This is a genomic window from Parabacteroides sp. (assembly GCF_977054455.1).
Map to the genome: position 1 here is coordinate 1 of NZ_CDRTCT010000011.1, position 20,939 is coordinate 20,939.

The 20,939-nt window shown below is 48.6% G+C and carries 13 protein-coding genes; all 13 read left to right on the top strand.

All coding sequences use genetic code 11. The annotated features are described in order from the left end of the window. Positions 1 to 224: 224 nt before the first annotated feature. The 13 genes from ACW6QF_RS06905 (at position 225) to ACW6QF_RS06965 (ending at position 20,902) form a co-directional block, all read left to right on the top strand. Positions 225 to 941 carry a hypothetical protein gene (locus ACW6QF_RS06905; RefSeq protein WP_456087271.1) on the top strand — a complete coding sequence of 239 codons (717 nt, stop codon included), beginning with the start codon at positions 225 to 227 and terminating at the stop codon, positions 939 to 941. Beyond that, on the top strand, positions 938 to 3,688 hold the full coding sequence (locus tag ACW6QF_RS06910; protein WP_456087272.1) for a TonB-dependent receptor: 2,751 nt from the start codon (positions 938 to 940) through the stop codon (positions 3,686 to 3,688). The genes ACW6QF_RS06905 and ACW6QF_RS06910 overlap by 4 nt, the downstream gene beginning before the upstream one ends. A gap of 3 nt (positions 3,689 to 3,691) precedes the next feature. Next, complete coding sequence (locus ACW6QF_RS06915) at positions 3,692 to 4,855, top strand: DUF4249 domain-containing protein (RefSeq protein ID WP_456087273.1); 1,164 nt, start codon at positions 3,692 to 3,694, stop codon at positions 4,853 to 4,855. Positions 4,856 to 4,867: 12 nt separating this feature from the next. Further along, entirely contained in the window at positions 4,868 to 6,553 is a 1,686-nt protein-coding gene (locus tag ACW6QF_RS06920; RefSeq protein ID WP_456087274.1) for a hypothetical protein, read from the top strand. Positions 6,554 to 6,638: 85 nt separating this feature from the next. Then, complete coding sequence (locus ACW6QF_RS06925) at positions 6,639 to 7,805, top strand: Gfo/Idh/MocA family protein (protein WP_456087275.1); 1,167 nt, start codon at positions 6,639 to 6,641, stop codon at positions 7,803 to 7,805. Between the two features lie 31 nt (positions 7,806 to 7,836). Further along, the gene (locus ACW6QF_RS06930; RefSeq protein ID WP_456087276.1) at positions 7,837 to 10,935 is read left to right on the top strand and encodes a glycoside hydrolase family 2 TIM barrel-domain containing protein; all 3,099 of its coding nucleotides are present in this window, start codon (positions 7,837 to 7,839) and stop codon (positions 10,933 to 10,935) included. Positions 10,936 to 11,149: 214 nt separating this feature from the next. Next, a complete protein-coding gene (locus ACW6QF_RS06935; protein ID WP_456087277.1) occupies positions 11,150 to 12,733 on the top strand; it encodes an SUMF1/EgtB/PvdO family nonheme iron enzyme in 1,584 nt (527 codons plus the stop codon). Positions 12,734 to 12,767: 34 nt separating this feature from the next. Then, complete coding sequence (locus tag ACW6QF_RS06940) at positions 12,768 to 14,159, top strand: Gfo/Idh/MocA family oxidoreductase (RefSeq protein WP_298552966.1); 1,392 nt, start codon at positions 12,768 to 12,770, stop codon at positions 14,157 to 14,159. 3 nt (positions 14,160 to 14,162) lie between these two features. Continuing rightward, positions 14,163 to 15,104 carry a sugar phosphate isomerase/epimerase family protein gene (locus ACW6QF_RS06945; RefSeq protein WP_298552965.1) on the top strand — a complete coding sequence of 314 codons (942 nt, stop codon included), beginning with the start codon at positions 14,163 to 14,165 and terminating at the stop codon, positions 15,102 to 15,104. A gap of 24 nt (positions 15,105 to 15,128) precedes the next feature. Further along, positions 15,129 to 15,818, top strand: coding sequence for a helix-turn-helix transcriptional regulator (locus ACW6QF_RS06950; RefSeq protein WP_456087330.1), 690 nt, complete (start codon positions 15,129 to 15,131; stop codon positions 15,816 to 15,818). Between the two features lie 11 nt (positions 15,819 to 15,829). Further along, a complete protein-coding gene (locus ACW6QF_RS06955; protein WP_456087278.1) occupies positions 15,830 to 16,408 on the top strand; it encodes a response regulator transcription factor in 579 nt (192 codons plus the stop codon). Positions 16,409 to 16,492: 84 nt separating this feature from the next. Beyond that, a complete protein-coding gene (locus tag ACW6QF_RS06960) occupies positions 16,493 to 18,817 on the top strand; it encodes a TonB-dependent receptor (RefSeq protein ID WP_456087279.1) in 2,325 nt (774 codons plus the stop codon). A gap of 3 nt (positions 18,818 to 18,820) precedes the next feature. Beyond that, a complete protein-coding gene (locus tag ACW6QF_RS06965) occupies positions 18,821 to 20,902 on the top strand; it encodes a TonB-dependent receptor (RefSeq protein ID WP_298552962.1) in 2,082 nt (693 codons plus the stop codon). Positions 20,903 to 20,939: the final 37 nt, after the last annotated feature.

The following is a 20,939-nucleotide window of genomic DNA, read 5'->3' on the forward strand; positions in this document are numbered from 1 at the left end:
CATGCACATCTACATCTTTTTTAACTCCATTTTATGACAATGAATATTTATTCCCTCAAATAAGCTGGCATAGTCCATAGATAAAGGCGGTTAGCATATTTTGCTGCCCCGAAAATGACGAAGAACCAATTCTTTAATCCTTTAATTCTTTAATTCATTTATTACATTATGTAATATTATTCGTATCTTTGGTGCTGTTATCCTTTATCAAATATAATCTATTTATGAAAACAGGAACTTCAATCATTCTACTATTATACCTATCCATCGGAATGCTGCACGGACAACAAACCGATACCAACAAGGGATTGCCTGGCAAGTTAGTGCAGGATTACTTTTCCGTAGTACAGGAATATGCCCTCGTTTATAACGGGAAGGAATATTCACGCTATGAAAAACAGACAACTAATCATCCGTACCTGGTAAACGCCGGATTCGAGGAAGGGACAATAAGCTTTGGGGGCACCGTCTATCCACGGCTTCTCATGAAGTTGGACTTATTCCGGGACGAACTCGTTTTGCAATCGCCGAACAAGCTCTATCCCGTTGTTGCCGAAAAAGAGCGAATCGATTACATCCTACTAAACGGTTACCGCGTCATCAACCCGTCGACAAGAGGATGGCAAGACTTGATCGGCAACGAATATATAGTGTTACTGTCCGATAATATCTATCCGGTCATCAAAAAATATGTTGTCACCTACGAGGAAAAAGTAAACGGGCTTTCCATCGAAGCCTCTTTCCGGATAAAAGAACGGTTCTATGTCGTCAAGGAAAACAGATTTTACCCGGTTAAAAACAAACGGGCGCTACTCAACCTTTTCCCTGACAAGAAGAAGGAGTTAAGCCGATACGCACGGGAACAGAAGCTGAACTTCAAGAAGCAGCCGGAACAGGCTTTCGTTACGATTGTCAAACAATATGAAGCATTAAACAGATGAGGACAAGACAAATAGGATATATTATAATCATGTTGATCATCTGCCATTCTCCGTTGTTTTCCCAACAGAATGTCAGTATCCATGCCGAAAAACAACCGGCGGCAGAAGTGTTCCGCCAGATAGCCGCCCAAAGCGGATTGACAGTCTACTACAATCCGGCGGATGTCGATTCGTTGATCGTCACGCTCGCCTGTACGGATCTGCTACCGGCCGAAGCCATGCAGCAAGCATTGGAAGGCAGCCATTTGCAAGTATTCGCGTTTGCCGACAAATATTTATTTGTCCTGAAAGACAAAAAGCTGATAACCTCCCTTCCCGATAATTTTTTTGGAAGTGACAGGAAAGGAGAAGAACAATCTAATTTTGCCGCTGTCCTGAATAAACAAAAAGAACAGAAAGCGACTTCGGAAAACAAAGTCTATACCATCGGCGACGCTTCTGCTCCCGGTTCCGGTAAAATCAAGCTAAGCGGCCACATGACCGACTTCCGTACCGGTGAACCGGTCGTCGGCGCTGTCGTCTATATCGAGAACCCGACCATCGCGGCGACAACTGACGCATTCGGTTTTTACACGCTGCTTTTACCGGCCGGACGCCATAATTTGCAAATCAAAGGGATAGGGCTGAAAGACACCCAACGGCAAGTGATACTCAATTCAGACGGGCTGCTCGACATTGAATTGGAAGAGCAGGTCTATTCGCTGAAAGAGGTGACCATCACTTCCGACAGGATAGCGAATGTCCGCAGCAACACTTTAGGAGTAGAGCGAGTCAATCTCAAGGATATAAAGAACGTGCCGACTGTATTCGGTGAAAAAGACGTGATACGGATCGTCATGATGCTGCCGGGCGTCAAAGCGGTAGGCGAAGCCTCCAGCGGATTCAATGTACGGGGAGGATCGACCGACCAGAACCTGATCCTGTTCAACGACGGCACGATCTACAATCCGACACATTTGTTCGGACTGTTCTCCGCCTTCAATGCCGACTTGGTCAAAGACATCGAACTGTATAAAAGCAGCATTCCGGCTAAATACGGAGGCCGTATCTCATCCGTCCTCGATATCAACGGAAGGGAAGGCAATAAAAAGAAATTCACGGGATCGGCAAGTCTCGGACTTCTGACCAGCAGTGTCACGCTGGAAGGGCCGATCGGAAAGAAAACCTCTTTCATCGCCGGAGGCAGGACGACCTATTCGGACTGGCTGCTCAACCTGTTGCCGGAGAAAAGCGGTTACAAAGACGGGAAGGCCGGGTTTTACGATTTAAACCTGATAGTGGATCATAAGTTTTCCGACAAAGACAACTTGTATGCCAGCGGATATTACAGTCACGATCATTTCCACTTCGATTCAAACGAACGATATGGCTATACCAATGCCAACGGCTCCTTAAAGTGGCGGCATGTCTTCCCGAACCGGATGACCGGGACTTTCACGGGTGGGTACGACCATTATGATTATCTGACAAAAACGGAAGAGAACCCGGCAGAGGCCTACAGGCTGCGTTTCGGTATCAACCAAATTTTCGGGAAGTTGGATTTCACCCATTACCTGAATGAAAAGCACACGATTGATTTCGGAGGCGGAACGACTTACTATCGGTTGAATCCGGGAGAGAACGTACCCAACCATCCGGAATCACTGGTCGCGCCGGATAAATTGCAGAAAGAGCAGGCGATGGAGACCTATCTTTATCTGGCAGACAGATGGGAGATAAACGACCGGTTGTCGGTTAGCGCCGGCTTGCGCTACATGATGTTCAATTCGATGGGACCGCGCACCTATTCCCTCTACGATCCCACTCTCCTGCCCGGCGAAGGGACAGAGACGGAGACTAAGACCGTCAACGGTTTTCGTGCCTTCAAGACCTATCACGCACCGGAAATCAGATTGTCCGCCCGCTATGCTTTCGGTAGCGACTTTTCCGTCAAAGCCGGATTCAACACATTGCAACAAAATATACACAAGCTGTCGAACACCACCATCATGTCGCCTACCGACACTTGGAAACTGAGCGACGCGAACATCAAACCGCAAAAAGGGATGCAGGTGGCAGCCGGATTATATAAGAACTTTATGGGAAACAGCATCGAGACTTCGATCGAGGCGTATTACAAAACCATGAAGGACTATCTGGACTACCGGAGTGGTGCGCAACTGACCATGAACCACCATATCGAAACCGATGTGATCAGTACGCAAGGCAAAGCCTACGGCGTGGAGTTGATGGTGAAAAAGACACAGGGCAAACTGAACGGCTGGGTCAGTTATTCATATTCGCGAACCCAGTTGAGGCAACATGATGCCCGCATATCCGATCCGATCAACGACGGGAACTGGTATCCGGCAGATTACGACAAGCCGCACGAAGTGAAACTTGCCGGTAATTACAAATTCACGCAACGGTACAGTTTCTCTTTAAACTGCGACTACAGCACGGGACGTCCGGTGACATTGCCGGTTTCCAAATTCAATTATGCGGGAGGAGAATTTGTTTACTACTCCGGGCGCAACCAATACAGGATACCGGATTTCTTCAGGATGGATGTCGCGTTCAATATCGAACCGAGCCATAAGTTGACCCTGCTTACACACAGTACGTTCTCCATCGGAGTTTACAACGTAACCGGAAGAAAAAATGCTTACTCCGTTTACTATATATCCGAAGACGGGAAATTACAAGGTTACAAGATGGCGATATTCGGTGCTCCCATTCCTTATTTGTCTTACAACATAAAATTCTGAATCATGAAAAAGTTATCTATAAAACTGCATCTTGTTTTCTACTGCACGATGATCGGCCTGGCGACGGGTTGCATCACCCCCTACGAACCCGACGTGGAATGGATCAACGACCTTTTGGTTGTGGAAGGCGCCATTATCGCTCCTTACGGAACCACGATCCACATCAACCGGACAGACGAAGGGAGCAGTAGTTTCTATGACCCGAGCCTAACCGGCAAAAAAGCAATAGTCACCCTTATTTCCGATAAAGGCACGACAATTGCAACCGCAAAAAATACAACCGGAGGGACCTACACGATAACAGACTCTATTTCGTTCAAACCAGGAGAAAAATATGCCATTCACTTCCTGTTGGACGGCAAAGAATATCAGTCCGATTTTGTGGAACCGCAGATCACACCGGAAATCGATGAAGTCAATTTCCAATATAAAGAACAGGAAGAAGTCAACATCAGGGTTTCGACCCACAACGACAATCCGAATGCTTCACGCTATTACCGCTGGACGTATAAAGAAGACTGGGAAATCGTTTCCGACTATTTCGCCCAATATACTTGGAGCGAAGAAACCGGAGTTGTGAAATTAAACCAATTCACGTCCAACAATACACATTATTGCTGGGGCAGCAACTCCTCCAACCGGATCATACTGGGAAAGTCGGACAACATGACCGAAAACAGGTTAAGAAATCATTCCATTCTGAAGTTGGGACCGGGAGATAACCGTTTTTCCTACCTATACAGCATCTTGGTCACCCAACAAACACTCGACAAAAAAGCATACGAATATTTTGACAACCTCCGGAAAAATGTGGAACAGACCGGAGGACTATTTGCGCCCCAACCCACTGAAATCAGAGGGAACATCTCTTGCTTGGACGATCCGGAAGAAATCATCATCGGGCATATATACGCAACGACGGAAACCTCTTACCGCTGCTACATAAAGGCAGAAGAGATTCCCGGCATGAGCGACATATACGATTGCAGGGATCAGCCTGTTTTTTGGGAAGAAATGTTAAGTATGGCATATCACCAAGGACTCGCGATTCTTAAATTAGGAGAAGATCCCGGAACCTACGTTTGTATAAATCGGCGATGCGTAGACTGTACCGCCCGCGGAGGGAGCAAGAACAAACCGGATTTCTGGCCGAAAAACCATCAATAAACACAGTATCTTATGAAAACAATGATATCCACCAAACAAATACTGCTGCTGGTCCTGCTCTTGCTGATCGGGACAGGCAACGGATATGCTTCGTATCAAGAACGGGCCTATCTTCAAACCGATAAACAATTTTACATTGCCGGTGAATTACTTTGGCTAAAATTATATACGACTAATATCGAGGGGGAATTAAGTTCTTTCAGCAAAGTCGGGTATGTCGAACTGTTGAATGACTCCATCCCCGAAGTACAGGTCCGTTTGGATCTGACAGACGGGACGGGAAGTGGCTGGATGGAACTGCCCGTCACCCTACCCACCGGCTACTACCGGCTGGTCGCTTACACCCGGTACATGCAAAACGAAGGAGAAGATATATTCTTTGAAAAAAAGATTTCTGTCGTAAATCCTTATCAGCCTCAAGAAACACGGGCCGGAGCTGAAAAGCATTCTTTCAAGCAGCCTAACCGGATAAAATCGAACCCTATCATAACGGTATCGACAGACAAGGCTTCATATCAGGCAAGGGATAAAGGGGTTATCCGTATCCAAGGATTACCCGCCGACTCCATCTCCCTTTCTGTTTCTGTTGCCGGCACAGACCCGATACAGATAACGGCTCCATCGATCCGGGAATGGAAAGAAAGCCTTTTTTCTAAAGGCACGGCAAGTTTCACCGCAAAAATTATTCCGGAACATGAAGGTCCCATCTACGAAGGACAGCTCATAGACCGGAGTAATAATCAGCCGGCTACGGAATACGGTATCGTCGGACTGCTTTCTTTTCCGGGAGAAAATATCCAAGTATTCAACGGGAAAACCGATAAAAACGGACATATCACTTTTTATACGGGCTTGACACATGGGAAAAAGGAGATCGCTACGGTTGCGTTGAATACATCCGGGAAGTCATACCGGATCGATTTGCAATCGCCATTCGCCCGGCACCGGCCCAAAACATTCCCGCCTGTCTATCTCGATTCCACTTGGCATCAATATCTTTTGCAAAGAAGTATGGGAGTGCAAGTCATGCAGGTCTACACCGGCGATTCCATCAACCGGATAGAAAGTGCCAGTCCCTACATGTTCTCCAAGCCCTACAAATCTTACATCCTGGATGAATATACCCGTTTCCCTTTTATTGAAGAGATACTGACGGAATTCATTCCCATTGCCAGAGTCAGTAAAAAGAATGGCAAGCGGACCTTCTCCGTCCTAACGGAAAAAATGGATAAGTTCTCCACACAAACGCTTGTTTTGTTCGACAACATACCCGTCAAGGACCAAGAACAGATATACAGCTATAACCCGTTATTGCTGAAAAAAATAGATGTCTATTTGGGACACTATATTTTCGGCGGGCAACGATTTGACGGTATCCTATCTTTTTCGACATACAAAGGAGACTACCAGGGGATAAAGTTAGACCCCGCCACTCAATTGTTCGATAAAGGAGGCACGCAGGCCACTCGCTATTTTTATACACCCGTATATGAAGAAGAGAAGGACAAAACATCGGGCAAACCGGATTTCCGGCATACCCTGCTCTGGATTCCCACTTTGCAAAGTGACGGACAGAAGGAAATGACAATCCCATTTTACACTTCCGATCTACCGGGTGAATATACGATTACAGTCGAAGGAATCGGAAGAAGCGGAACACTTGTAAATGCGGCTTATACGATAAATGTTACAAATTAATCTTACAAAACATATTGTACATATTACAACATTTTGTAACTTTGGGCAATATCTCAATTCATTGAATTGCTAATTTAATAATATCATGAAGAACAGAAAATTAAGAATGGGTATGGTTGGCGGAGGCAGTGACGCCTTTATCGGGGCGATCCACCGCCGCGCAGCTTTTATGGACAACCAGATTGAATTAGTTTGCGGATGTTTCAGCATAGACCCTGAGATATCCAAAAGTTCCGGTTTATCTTACTTTTTGCCGGAAGACCGGATTTACAGCACTTACCAGGAAATGTTCGAACACGAAATGACCTTGCCGGAAGGAGAACGGATGGATTTCGTCACGATCGTGACTCCCAACCGCTGGCATTTCGAACCGGCCATGATGGCGCTCGAAAGAGGGTTCCATGTGGTAGTGGATAAACCGATGACATTCTCATTGGAAGAAGCTAAGCTTTTACAGAAAAAAGTGGAAGAGACCGGACTCGTACTGGCACTGACACATGTATATTCGGCCTATCCGGCTGTGAAAGAGGCAAAAGCCCGCATCGCAAAAGGCGAACTCGGAAAACTGCGCCGCGTTTATGTGGAATATACACAAGGATGGCTCTCCGAGCGAATCGAACTGTTAGGCGGCAACAACGCCGGATGGCGCACGGACCCGAAACGTTCCGGCAAAGCCGGCTGCATAGGTGATATCGGAACGCATGCCTGGCATCTGAGCGAATATATCACCGGACTGAAGGTGAAAGAACTTTGTGCAGATCTGAAGGCTTTCGTTCCCGGACGTCCGATCGATGACGACGGGGCGGCATTCCTCCGCTACGAAAACGATGTGACAGGCGTCTTGACCGCAACACAGATCGGAACAGGCGAAGCCAATAATATCCGCATCCGTATTTATGGCGAAAAAGGAGGACTGGAATGGCGCCAGATGGAGCCGAACACGCTGACCTTGAAATGGAGGGACCGACCGACTGAAGTATTGAATATTGGCAACAACGGCTACCTGACTCCCGAAGCCCTGTGGAATACCCGAACTCCGGCAGGACACCCGGAAGGTTTTATCGAAGCCTTTGCCAATATCTACCGCAATTTCTCGCTCACCGTCAGAGCGATCAAAAACGGCGAGACACCCAGCGGAGATTGCTTGGATTTCCCGACCGTACACGATGGTGTAAGAGGCATGCAATTCATTGAAACAATGGTGGAAGCCGGATACAATGATAACGTAAAGTGGCAAAAATGGATCGATTAGAATCCTGAAAAACCGTAATAAATAACATCTTATGAAACTAAACGTACTTGCTTGCTGCCTGTCCCTGCTCGGGACAGCAGCTTTCGCTCAAAAAAACGAATGGAGAGACCCTAACGTAAATGAAATCAACAGGGCTCCCATGCACACGCACTATTTTGCGTATAAAAACGAAAATAGTGCGCTGAAAGGATGCAAGGAATCATCCGAGAACTTCATGACCTTGAACGGTAATTGGAAATTCTTCTGGGTAAAAGACGCAGATATGCGTCCGACCGATTTTTACCAGGTGAATTTCAATGACAAAGGATGGGATAATTTGAAAGTGCCCGGCCTATGGGAGCTAAACGGTTATGGCGACCCGATCTACGTAAACGTAGGATATCCCTGGAGAAGCCAGTTCAAGAACAACCCGCCTGAAGTTCCTACGGAAAACAACCACGTAGGTTCCTATCGCAAAGAAATCACAGTCCCGGCAGACTGGAAAGGGAAAGAGATCTTCGCTCATTTCGGCTCTGTCACATCGAACATGTATCTTTGGGTGAACGGGCAATTCGTCGGCTACAGTGAAGACAGCAAACTCGAAGCCGAATTCAATCTGACCAAGTATCTGAAACCCGGAAAGAACCTGATCGCATTCCAGGTATTCCGCTGGTGCGACGGCACTTATCTGGAAGACCAGGATTTCCTCCGCCTCTCCGGTGTCGGCCGCGATTGCTACCTCTATGCCCGCACTCCCAAATACATCCAGGATATCCGTGTAACTCCGGATTTGGATGCACAATATAAAGACGGTACTTTGAATGTTTCCCTGAGCCTGAAAGGCAACGGAACAGTGGATCTGAAGCTTTTGGACAAAGCAGGCAAGGAAGTCGCCACTTCGTCAGTCAAAGGTTCCGGAAAAATCACTACCGACATGGCTGTAAGCAACCCGGAAAAATGGTCGGCCGAAACACCGGTTCTCTATACGTTGATCGCGACATTGAAAGACGGAAACAGCACTGCCGAAGTCATTCCGGTAAAAGTCGGTTTCCGCAAGATCGAATTGAAAAATTCCCAGATATTGGTGAACGGACAGCCTGTCTTGTTCAAGGGAGCCGACCGTCATGAACTGGACCCGGACGGCGGTTATGTCGTATCGCGGGAACGCATGATCCAAGATATCAAGGTCATGAAAGAATTCAACATCAATGCCGTGCGCACTTGCCACTATCCGGACAACAACTTATGGTATGACTTGTGTGACGAATATGGCATCTATATGGTCGCCGAAGCGAATATCGAATCGCACGGGATGGGCTACGGAGACAAGACGCTTGCCAAAAACCCGCTGTTCGCCAAAGCGCATCTGGAACGCAACCAACGCAACGTACAACGCGGCTACAACCACCCGGCCATCATTTTCTGGTCATTAGGAAACGAAGCCGGCATGGGGCCTAACTTCGAGGCTTGTTATACCTGGATCAAAAATGAAGACAAATCACGCGCCGTGCAATACGAGCAAGCGCGTACAAGCGAATTTACCGATATCTATTGCCCGATGTACTTAGGCTATGACAGAGGGGATGAATATTGCAAGGGGAACATCGACAAACCGCTGATCCAGTGTGAATATGCACATGCGATGGGGAACTCGCAAGGGGGATTCAAGGAGTATTGGGATCAAATCCGCAAATACCCGAAATACCAGGGCGGTTTCATCTGGGACTTCGTGGACCAGTCCTTGCATTGGAAAACAAAAGACGGCGTTCCTTTCTATGCCTATGGCGGCGACTGGAACAAATATGACGCTTCCGACAACAACTTTATGGACAACGGCTTGATAAGCCCGGACCGCAAACCGAATCCGCATATGCACGAAGTCGGACATATCTACCAGTCCATCTGGGTGACTCCATCCGACTTGGCGAACGGTGTCGTAAACGTGTACAACGAAAACTTCTTCCGCAACCTGGACGGTTACTATGCAGAATGGGAATTGTTGGCAAACGGCGAAGTGGTTCAGACAGGTATGATCAAAGACCTGGAAGTAGCTCCGCAACAGACCAAGTCCATGAAACTGAATTATAGCACAGACGGCATTTGCAAATGCAAAGAGCTGTTGCTGAATGTGGCCTTTAAACTGAAAAAAGCGGAAACATTACTGCCCGCCGGTTATACGGTAGCCAAAAACCAGTTGACGATCCGCCCGTACAATGCTCCGAAACTGGATTTGCAGAATGTACAGCAAGTGAACATTGCGACCGTTATTCCGACCATCAAAGATAATGATATCAATTATCTGATCGTGGAAGGCGAAAACTTCCGCATGGACTTCGACAAACATGACGGATTCCTGTGCAGATATGACGTCAACGGCACGACGATGCTGAAAGAAGACGGCAAACTGACTCCGAACTTCTGGCGTGCTCCGACCGATAACGATATGGGTGCCAACTTGCAGAATAAATATGCAGCCTGGAAAGAACCGGGATTGAAACTGGTCTCTTTGACAAACAAAATCGAAAACGACATGGCAACCGTCAATGCCGAATATACGATGGATGCAGTAAAGGCCAAATTGTATCTGACCTATACGATTAATAATGAAGGAGCTGTAAAAGTTACGCAGAAAATGGCAGCCGACAAATCGGCTGAAGTCTCCGACATGTTCCGCTTCGGTATGCAGATGCAGATGCCTAAATGCCTGGATCAGGTCAACTACTACGGTAGAGGTCCGGTCGAGAACTATTCCGACCGTAACAACGTTACCGACCTGGGCAATTACAAACAGACTGTAGACGAACAGTTCTACTCTTATATCCGTCCGCAGGAAACAGGGACTAAAACGGATATCCGGTGGTGGAAACAGACTAACAAGGGCGGCAACGGACTTATGTTCATCTCGGAAGCTCCGTTCTCGGCTTCAGCCCTGAATTATTCGATCGAATCTTTGGACGATGGCACTCACAAAGACCAGAGACATTCCGAACTTGTACCTCAGGCAGGCTACACAAACATGTGTATCGATAAAGTACAAATGGGATTGGGTTGCGTCAACAGTTGGGGAGCGCTTCCGTTGGAACAATATCGTATCCATTACGGAGACCATGAATTCTCTTTCATCATGAAACCGGTTCAATCCAATTTATAAACAGCAACAAAGAGGAACCTGTCCCCGCATTTCGATCCGGGAAGCGGGGACAAGCCTCTCTTTTTACAAAAATTGGTAAAAAAGCATAATCACTATGCATATTTCGTTAAATAGCGGGTGTAAACTTTTATTTTATGTAGAAAAAGACTACTTTTATTGCCGATTTTTAAATCTAATTCAGGACTAATTGTAAAATCGTTTACCATAGAAACAAATGGCTACTAACAACAATTCTAATCGCTATCCTTCCGAAAAAAAAGGGAGATTTTTCAAAGGAAAAACTTTCATTCTTTTGGTCGGGTTACTTCTTGGGGCAGGCATCATGGTTGCCGTATACAAAACATCCGTTTATTTTTCTTCCGATGAATCCTGTATGATGTGCCATGTTCATCCTCATGCGGAAGACAGTTGGAAGCTCTCCAAACACGTAAACAACGGAAGCGGCGTTAAAACACATTGCGTGGCTTGCCACCTTCCGCCTCAAAGCGACACATGGAACCATTACACGGCTAAAGCCAAATTAGGATTGAAAGACGTATGGTCTTTCATGACAAAAGACAGTGCGGATTTCGACTGGAACACCAAATCGGAGTTGGAACATGCCGTTAAATATATTCCGAACGAATCCTGCAAAGAATGTCATCAGAACCTGTTCCCGGAAGGGATTAACCAGGATGGCATCACAGCTCACCTTTATTATGACGAAAACGAAAAGAAACTGGATTTGCAGTGTATCAGTTGTCACCTCGACGCCGGACACTATAATCCGGATTATAAACACGGTAAATTAACCGGTATTCCCGGCGGTGCCACAGCTACGGTCGACACCAGCCTTTATTTTAAGACGGCGACTCCTGTCACATCTTTTACCGACTATACGGAACAAATTCCGGGTACGGCCGTTGCATTCAATATGGTCGCCATTCCGGGCGGCACATTCAAAATGGGTAGTACCGGTAAAGAGCCGTTCCATAAGGAAGATGAAGCTCCGGTCCGGAACGTTACGGTCAGTCCGTTCTTTATGGCTGAAGTAGAAGTTACGTGGGATCAATATTGGGCATTCTACGCACAAACCATGAGCGAAGGACGTACTCCGCCCGAAACCGTATATGCAAATAACAGCAACCCGGATGTCGATGCCATTTCCGGTCCGACTCCTCCGTTCGGATTCCCCGACCAGGGATGGGGTGCGGGTGACCGTCCGGCTATCACGATGACACATTATGCAGCAGAAACCTTCTGCCAGTGGTTGTCTAAACAAACAGGAAAAAAATACCGTCTGCCGACCGAAGCAGAATGGGAATATGCAGCCCGTGGAGGAACGGAAACTCCTTACTTCTTCACAGGAAACCCGAAAGATTTCTCAGACCAAGGATTCTGGCGCAAGTTCTTCGATGCAAAAACAGACAGCATCAGTTCATTCGTGATTTACGCGAAGAACAGCAAGAACAGGACTCAGGAGCCGAGCGAAGTGAAAGCGAACCCGTTCGGTTTGAAGAACATGCTGGGTAACGTAATGGAATATTGTGCCGACAAATATGATCCGCAGGCTTACAGCAAAGGTGGTGAAAACGTGACGAACCCGTTAATCACAGAAGGAGAAGAATGGGTTGTACGCGGTGGTAACTACACTTCCGATGCAGCAGATGTCCGCTCTGCCGCCCGCGATTATACCAAGCATGATGCCTGGCTGAAGACAGACCCGCAGCAACCGAAGAGTATCTGGTGGTACTCGGATATCCGAGGCATCGGTTTCCGTGTGGTTTGCGAACCGGACCCGGCAATTGGAGCGAAATAACAGATGTCTAATTGATACCTAAAATTACTATATCATGAAGAAAGAAAACAGTATTAGCAGAAGATCGTTTTTAAAAAGTACAGCTATGGCCGGAGCACTGGGTGCAATCGGTACTGGCAGTGCAAGTGTATTAACCTCATGTGCAGGCGGCGGTGAAACAGCAGCAGCTAACAAGCCCCTGAAAGAACCCGGAACTTATTATATCCCGGAATTGCCCGACAAGGCCACTGACGGAAAAGAACTGAAAGCCGGTGTGATCGGTTGCGGCGGACGCGGTTCCGGTGCAGCAGAAAACTTCCTGGACGCAGCAAACGGCGTAACGATTGTTGCTGTTGCCGATACATTCAAGGAAAAAGTTGACGCATTGGCCGACAAACTGAAAGAAAAAGGATGTAATATTCCCGAAGACAAACGTTTCGTAGGTCTGGATGCATACAAACAATTGATCGATAGTGGTGTCGATGTTGTCATTGTTGCAACTCCTCCCGTATTCCGTCCGATACATTTCCAATATGCAGTTGAAAAAGGCAAACATTGTTTCCTGGAAAAACCGATCTGTGTCGACCCGGTAGGCTATCGTACGATTATGGCTACTGCCAAACAGGCTCAGGCAAAGAATCTGTGTGTCGTTACAGGTACACAGCGTCACCACCAGCGTAACTATGTCGAATCTTACAAGAAGATCATGGAAGGCGCCATCGGTGAAATTACAGGCGGTACTGTTTACTGGAATCAGAGCATGTTGTGGTTCCGCGAACGTCAGAAAGACTGGAACGATTGCGAATACATGATCAAGGACTGGGTAAACTGGAAATGGTTATCCGGAGACCATATCGTAGAACAGCATGTACACAACATCGACGTATTTACATGGTTCAGCGGCTTGAAACCGGCTAAGGCTGTAGGTTTCGGCTCTCGCCAGCGCCGTATCACAGGTGATCAGTATGACAACTTCAGCATCGATTTCACAATGGACAACGGTATCCACATGCATAGTATGTGCCGCCAGATTGACGGTTGCGTCAGCAATGTAAGCGAATTCATTCAAGGGACAAAAGGTTCATGGTCTACCGCCAACGGTGAAACCGTAATCAAGGACAATGCCGGTAATGTGGTTTGGAAATATGATTCAGAAGCAGAAAAAGCCCAATACAAACAGACCAATCCGTATGTATTGGAACATGTAAACTGGATCAACTGCATCCGTGGCGGCAAACAGATCGAACAGGCTTCCGAAACAGCTGTCGCCAACATGGCTGCCATCATGGGACGTGAATCCGCATACACCGGTGCGGAAACGACATGGGATGCCATGACCGCTTCTCCTCTGGACTACACTCCGAAAGACCTGAACTTAGGCAAGATGGATATGAGTGGATTTACAGTTCCGGTTCCGGGAAAACCTCGTGACGAAAAGAAAAAATAATATATGGCACTGAACAGAAGAAACTTTTTAAGAACAACTCTGGCAGGTGCGGCTGTTGCAGCCGGTAGTTCAGCCTTTGCCGCCTGTGGCGGCAAGGCTGCTTCTGCAGAAGGTTGCCCGGCAGAAAAGGGATCATGTCCCAACAGCAAAGCCGAGTTGAAGATATCTTTCCAGGAAGGAATCGCACCGGGAGCTAATCTCAACGAGAAATTCGACTTGATGGAAAAGTTGGGCGTCGTTGGTTTCGAACCGGGTGGACGCGGCCTGAAAGATCGTGTGAAAGAGATCAAGGAAGCACTGAACGGACGCAACATCAAAGTGAGCGCCATCTGTGCAGGTTTCCAGGGTTTCATCCTCTCGACAGATCCGGCAATCCGCAAGCAGTGCATGGATACGATGAAAGAGATCATGGCTGCCGCAGGCGAACTGGGTTCTACGGGTGTGATCATCGTTCCGGCTTTCAACGGTCAAAAACCGGCTATGGCCCATACACAGGAAACACGGGATTTCTTGTGCGAACAATTCAATGAAATGGGTAACTTCGCAAAAGAACACGGAACCACCGTCATCTTTGAACCGCTCAACAGGAAAGAGGCTTTCTATCTCCGCCAGGTAGCGGATGCAGCTTCTATCTGCCGCGACATCAACAACCCGGGCGTACGCTGTATGGGTGACTTCTGGCACATGACTTGGGAAGAGACTTCCGACATGGGAGCTTTCCTTTCTGCAGGCGAATATCTGCAACATGTGCACGTTGCCAGCCGCAAACGCCGCAGTATGCCGGGTGAAGACGGAGAAGCAGATAACTATGTCAACGGTTTCAAGGGCCTGAAGATGTTGGATTACGACAAATATGTAAGTTTCGAATGCGGATGCCAGGGAGACCGGAACGTTTTGGTTCCTGCCGCAGTGGAACTCTTACGCAAACAATGGGAAGAAGCATAAAATATGCCATTAGTATATCCTAATATGCAAATGAGTGAGGTGGTGGAAGAACACCCCTCACTCATTCCTGTTATTAACCGTTTTGGAATCCGCCTGGGCTTAGGCGATAAATCGGTAAAGGCGATTTGTGAAGAATACCGGCTGGATGCCGACTTCCTCTTGACGGTAATCAACACGTTCCTCAATGAGGAATACTTCCCGGAAAAGAAATTACAAACGTTCCATACTTCACAAATCATCGATTATCTGACTAAAACCAACCTGTATTACCAACGCTATCAAATCCCGAATATAGAAAGGCATCTCGGTTCATTCATATCGATGAGTACGCCGGGAAACAACACGCTCAACCTGATCGGCAAGTTTTTCTCCTCCTTCAAAGAAGAGCTGACCTCACGGATCGAAAAAGACGACCGGGTCTGGTTCCCCTATTGCCTGTCATTAAGCGAAAAACTGAAAGATTATCCATCTTCCGGGCAGGTCGAAGCATTGCACCTCGGAACGGAACAGCGATTGGAAGATCCGATAGAAGCCCTGTTGGCGGACCTGAAAAGCATTATGGTCAAGCATCTTTCCGGCGACTATAACGAGAACTTATGTTACGCCGTCATATTTGCCATCAGCAGCCTGGAAAAAGATATCAAACAACACAACCGCATCCGCTACCGGATATTGACACCGATGGTTTCGGCAATGGAAAAGTTGTGTATTTAACAAACAGCCGGATGCATCGCAACAAGCAAATAGCAATCATATTATCCGACACGCTACAAAGCATCGGCCTGCAAAGCATGTTGACCGACTATTTTCCCCCGGTAGAGATCAGCCACTACCCTACGTTCGAGGCATTTTCGACTTCCGGCAACGATACATTCGATTACTATTTTACAAATGCCGCTTTATTTGTCCTCTATGCAGACTTTTTCCTTCCCCGCCGGAGCAAGACGATGGTCCTGATCGACGGGACCGAAGGCGAAGGGGGACTATCGGCAACCAGCCATATCACGATCAAGGCCTCGCAGGAAATCATCATCGAGCAGTTGGAACAACTCTTTACCGGAGACAACAACGGCATTTCCAATGAAAACAACAAGGAACTGTCCACCCGCGAAACGGATGTCCTCCAATTAATCGTCAAAGGCAGCACCAACAAAGAAATTGCAGACAAGCTGAACATCAGCCTGAACACAGTCCTCAGCCACCGCAAGAACATCACCACCAAGCTCGGCATCAAAACCGTATCGGGACTCACCTTCTATGCCATCATGAACGGCATTATTTCAGGCGACGATATCGAACTTTAAAATCACTACATGTAGTGATTGATTGCCTTTCATCTTTACCGTTCCTTTGCAATCGTAAAATACTAATAGTTTACAATTAATACGATGAATCAACGCTATCTGTATGTCCTTGTTGCAGGCGTGCTTACATGTTTGCAACCGATGAAAGCCGAACGGGTGAACGAACAGGTGAACGACACGATCAAGACCTATAATATAGGTGAGGTGATCGTCACTTCTTCCACAAAGGAGACGAACGACCTCCGCACGCTTCCGGGAGCCGTTTCCATCCTATCGCCCCAAGCGATAGCAGCCAGGCAGATAGACGCCCTCAAGGATATCAGCGCTTTCGTCCCCAACCTGTATATGCCGGATTACGGTTCGAAAATGACTTCAGCCATTTATATACGCGGAATCGGAGCGCGGAGCAGCGGGCAATCCATCGGATTATATGTCGACAACGTCCCCTACCTGGATAAAAGCGCTTTCGATTTCGAACTGAACGATATCCAACGCATCGAAGTTTTACGGGGACCGCAGGGAACCCTCTACGGGCGTAACGCAATGGGAGGCATCGTCAACATCTACACCCTCTCCCCTTTCGATTACCAGGGGACAAAAGTCACGATGTCGATGGGCAATTACGGGGCGGCCAAAGCCAAAGTCGCCCAATACAGCAAGATCGGTGAAAACGTCGGGATCTCGCTAAACGGGTATTACGACCGCAACGACGGCTTTTTCATCAACGAATACGACGGCACAAAGGCAGACAAAGAGGAATCGGCAGGCGGCCGTTTCAAGTTGGAAATGCATATTACGGATCATTTGAAAGCGCAATATGCACTCAACTATGACTATGTAACACAAAAAGCCTTCCCTTACGGGCAGTACGACCCGCAGACCGGAACCGTGCAGCCGATCCGCATCAACGATCCGAGTTCCTATTGGCGCCGCACGCTGAACAACAGCTTGTACCTGGAATGGAAAACGGACCGTTTCATCCTCGCCTCCACCACGGCCTACCAATATCTGAAAGACGACATGAAGATGGACCAGGACTATACGGAACAGTCTGTCTTCACCCTCCACCAAAGACAGAAACAATATGCCTGGAGCGAAGAACTGGCGATCAAATCCAATACAAAAAGCAATTACCAATGGAGCTTCGGCGCCTACGGATTTTATAACAGCCTGAACACCGACGGTCCGGTCGTCTTCAAGAAAGACGGGCTGACAGGCATTCTGCAAAAAGCATTCGACGACATACTGGCGAATAACCCGAAAGCGCCGAAACTGACCGTCCAGGGAGACGAACTGGACCAGATCTATTTCCCCGGAAAGTTCGACACACCGACTCACGGCTTCGCCGCTTTCCACCAATCGACCTACGATCACCTCTTCGTCGAAGGGCTTTCTATCACCGCCGGTATCCGCCTGGACTACGAAAAGACGGGTCTGGACTATCATTCGGCAGTGGACAGCATGAAGATCGGCGTGCAAATGGGACCGATGAAGATGACGCTCCCGGTCACGACGACTATGGACGGCAACATCTCGCAGGATTTCCTGCAAGTATTGCCGAAGGTTTCGCTCCGTTACCAATGCACGCCCGGAACATTCACGTATCTCTCGGTCGCCAAAGGGTACAAGACAGGAGGATATAACGTGCAGATGTTCGGCGACCTGGTCCAGGCGCAGGCCAAATACGACCTGATGTCCAAGTTCGCTCCCGACAAAGTCGAACAACCGGGTGAAGTGAAGGATGTCGCTTCCTACAAACCGGAACACAGCTGGAACTACGAAGCCGGCATCCGTAGCGAGCTGCTCCGGGACAGGCTGAGTGCGGAACTGACCCTCTTCTACATGGACATCCGCGACCTCCAACTGACCAGCTTTGCCGAGAACGGCAGCGGACGCATGATCACCAACGGAGGAAAGGCGAACAGCTACGGCGTGGAGTTGAGCCTGCGGGGCCGTATCATGGACGGACTGACCGCCGACCTCAACTACGGTTTTACCCGCGCCACTTTCCGCGATTACATCTTCACGGACAAGGACGAGAACAGCCAGATCGTGAAAACGGACTGCAAGGATAATTTCATTCCTTACACGCCGCGCCACACCGTCAGCCTGGGACTGCAATACACGAAGTTGCTCCACCGGAAGATGATCGACCAGTTCATCGCATCCGCCCAGTTCACCGGAGCCGGCAAGATCTTCTGGACGGAGAAGAACGACATCAGCCAGCCGTTCTACGGCCTCGTCAATGCCAAAGTGGGCGTCCGCAAGGGCATCGTCAACCTGAACCTGTGGAGCCGCAACATCACGAACACGGACTACCAGGCGTTCTATTTCGAATCGTTCAACCAGTCGTTCATCCAGAAAGGCAAACCCTTCCAGATCGGCGGCGAGATCACCGTTACATTTTAAGACATGAAACCATTCTACTACCTCCCGATACTGCTCTGCCTCGCCTATACGGCAAGAGGAGAAGAAATTGAAAAAGACACGGCGAAGATCCGCAATGTCGAACTGAACGAAGTGGTCGTGCAGTCGTTCAAGCAACAGCGCGACCTCCGGCTGGAACCCCTGTCGGCATCAGCCGTGACGGGAACGGCCATCCAGAACCGGAATATCACGGGGATCAAAGAGTTCAGTTCCTTTATCCCGAACCTCTTTATGCCGGACTACGGATCGAAACTGACCTCGCCGGTCTATATCCGCGGGATCGGATCGAAAATCAACGCCCCCTCGGTCGGGCTGTATGTGGACGGCATCCCCTATTTCGAAAAATCGGCTTTCGATTTCGATTTCAACGAGGTGGACAGGATCGAAGTGCTGCGCGGTCCGCAAGGGACGCTCTACGGCCGTAACACGATGGGCGGCATCATCAACGTCTATACGAAATCGCCTCTGAAATATGAAGGGACGAACATCTGGCTTTCCAACGGCAGCTACGGCCACCGCGACTATGCCCTCTCCCATTATAAAAAGATCGGTGAAAAGTTCGGATATGCCCTCTCCGGCGATTACCGGAACAGCGACGGCTATTTCACCAACCTTTTTACCGGCAAGAAAGCAGACGATATGAAATCCGGATCGGCCCGTATCCGCCTGGATTGGAAGCCCCGGGAGAACTTGGCACTCGGGCTGATGAGTTCGTTCGACCGTTCGGTCCAGGGCGGCTATCCCTACGCCGTCTGCGATTCGGTCACGCATAAACCGGGCGAAGTCGACTACAACGACTACAGTTTCTACAAACGGACGCTTTCGACGACCGGCTTCTCGGCGGATTACCAGGGGACGGGCTACAGCATCAACAGCCGGACCGCCTTCCAATATATCTCGGACCATCAGGGCATCGACCAGGATTTCTCTCCCCGAAGCATCTATTTCGCGCGTCAGGATATGAAGCAGAAAATGTTTTCCGAAGAACTGAACATCAAATCGACGACTCCCGGACGTTACAAATGGCTGTTCGGCGCCTTCGGTTTCTGGCAGGGGATCGACAACACCGTGACACTCGATTATTTCACCAAAGACTATGCGACGCGCAAGCTGTACGACACGCCGGCCTACGGCGTCGCTTTCTACCACCAGTCCACCGTTGACAACCTGCTGACACGCGGCCTGTCACTGACTTTCGGCATCCGCTACGATTATGAGCATACCTCCAACGATTTCCTTTTCTATAAAGAAACGGACGGAGGCAGCGAACAGATGGACGCCTTCGACAGCCGGCTCAAGTTCAGCCAGGTCACACCGAAGATCGCCCTGCAATATATGTTCCCCTCTACCGGCATGCTCTACGCCACCGTGACGAAAGGATATAAGACAGGCGGCTTCAACACCTCTTTCGACCGCGAGGAAGACCGCACGTTCCGCCCCGAAACCAGTTGGAACTACGAGTTGGGAGCCAAACACCCGTTCCTCGACAACCGCCTGAACGCCGAGTTCTGCTTTTTCTGGATCGACTGGAAGAACCAGCAGATTTACCAGATGCTCGCCACCCAGAACGGGCAGTTCCTGCGCAACGCCGGGCGCAGCGAGAGCAAAGGCGTCGAGGTCAGCCTGCAAGGAAATCCGGTCAACGGGCTGATGGTGCAGGTGAACTACGGCTTTACGCATGCCACTTTCAAAGATTACAAGGATGAACGGCGAGGCATCGACTACAGCGGCAATTTCCTGCCGATGGTCCCGCGCCACACCTTTGCCGTCGGAGCCGATTATACGATCCCGAACCCTTGCCGCCACATCGACCGCTTCACGATCAGCACGAACTACACCGGGACGGGACGCATCCAGTGGAAAGAAGACAACAAAGTTTCGCAACCTTACTACGGACTGTTGAATGCAAAAGTATCTGCAACAAAAGAATTTATTACCTTTGCGATCTGGGCGAAAAATATGACCGGTGCGGACTATTCGGCTTTCTATTTCGAGACAGGCGGAAAGGGCCTGGCACAAAAAGGACGGCCGTTCACGATCGGCGGGAATATCCAGCTGAATTTTTAACGGCGTCGGAAAGTTCCGGAAAGCCGGAAAACCATTT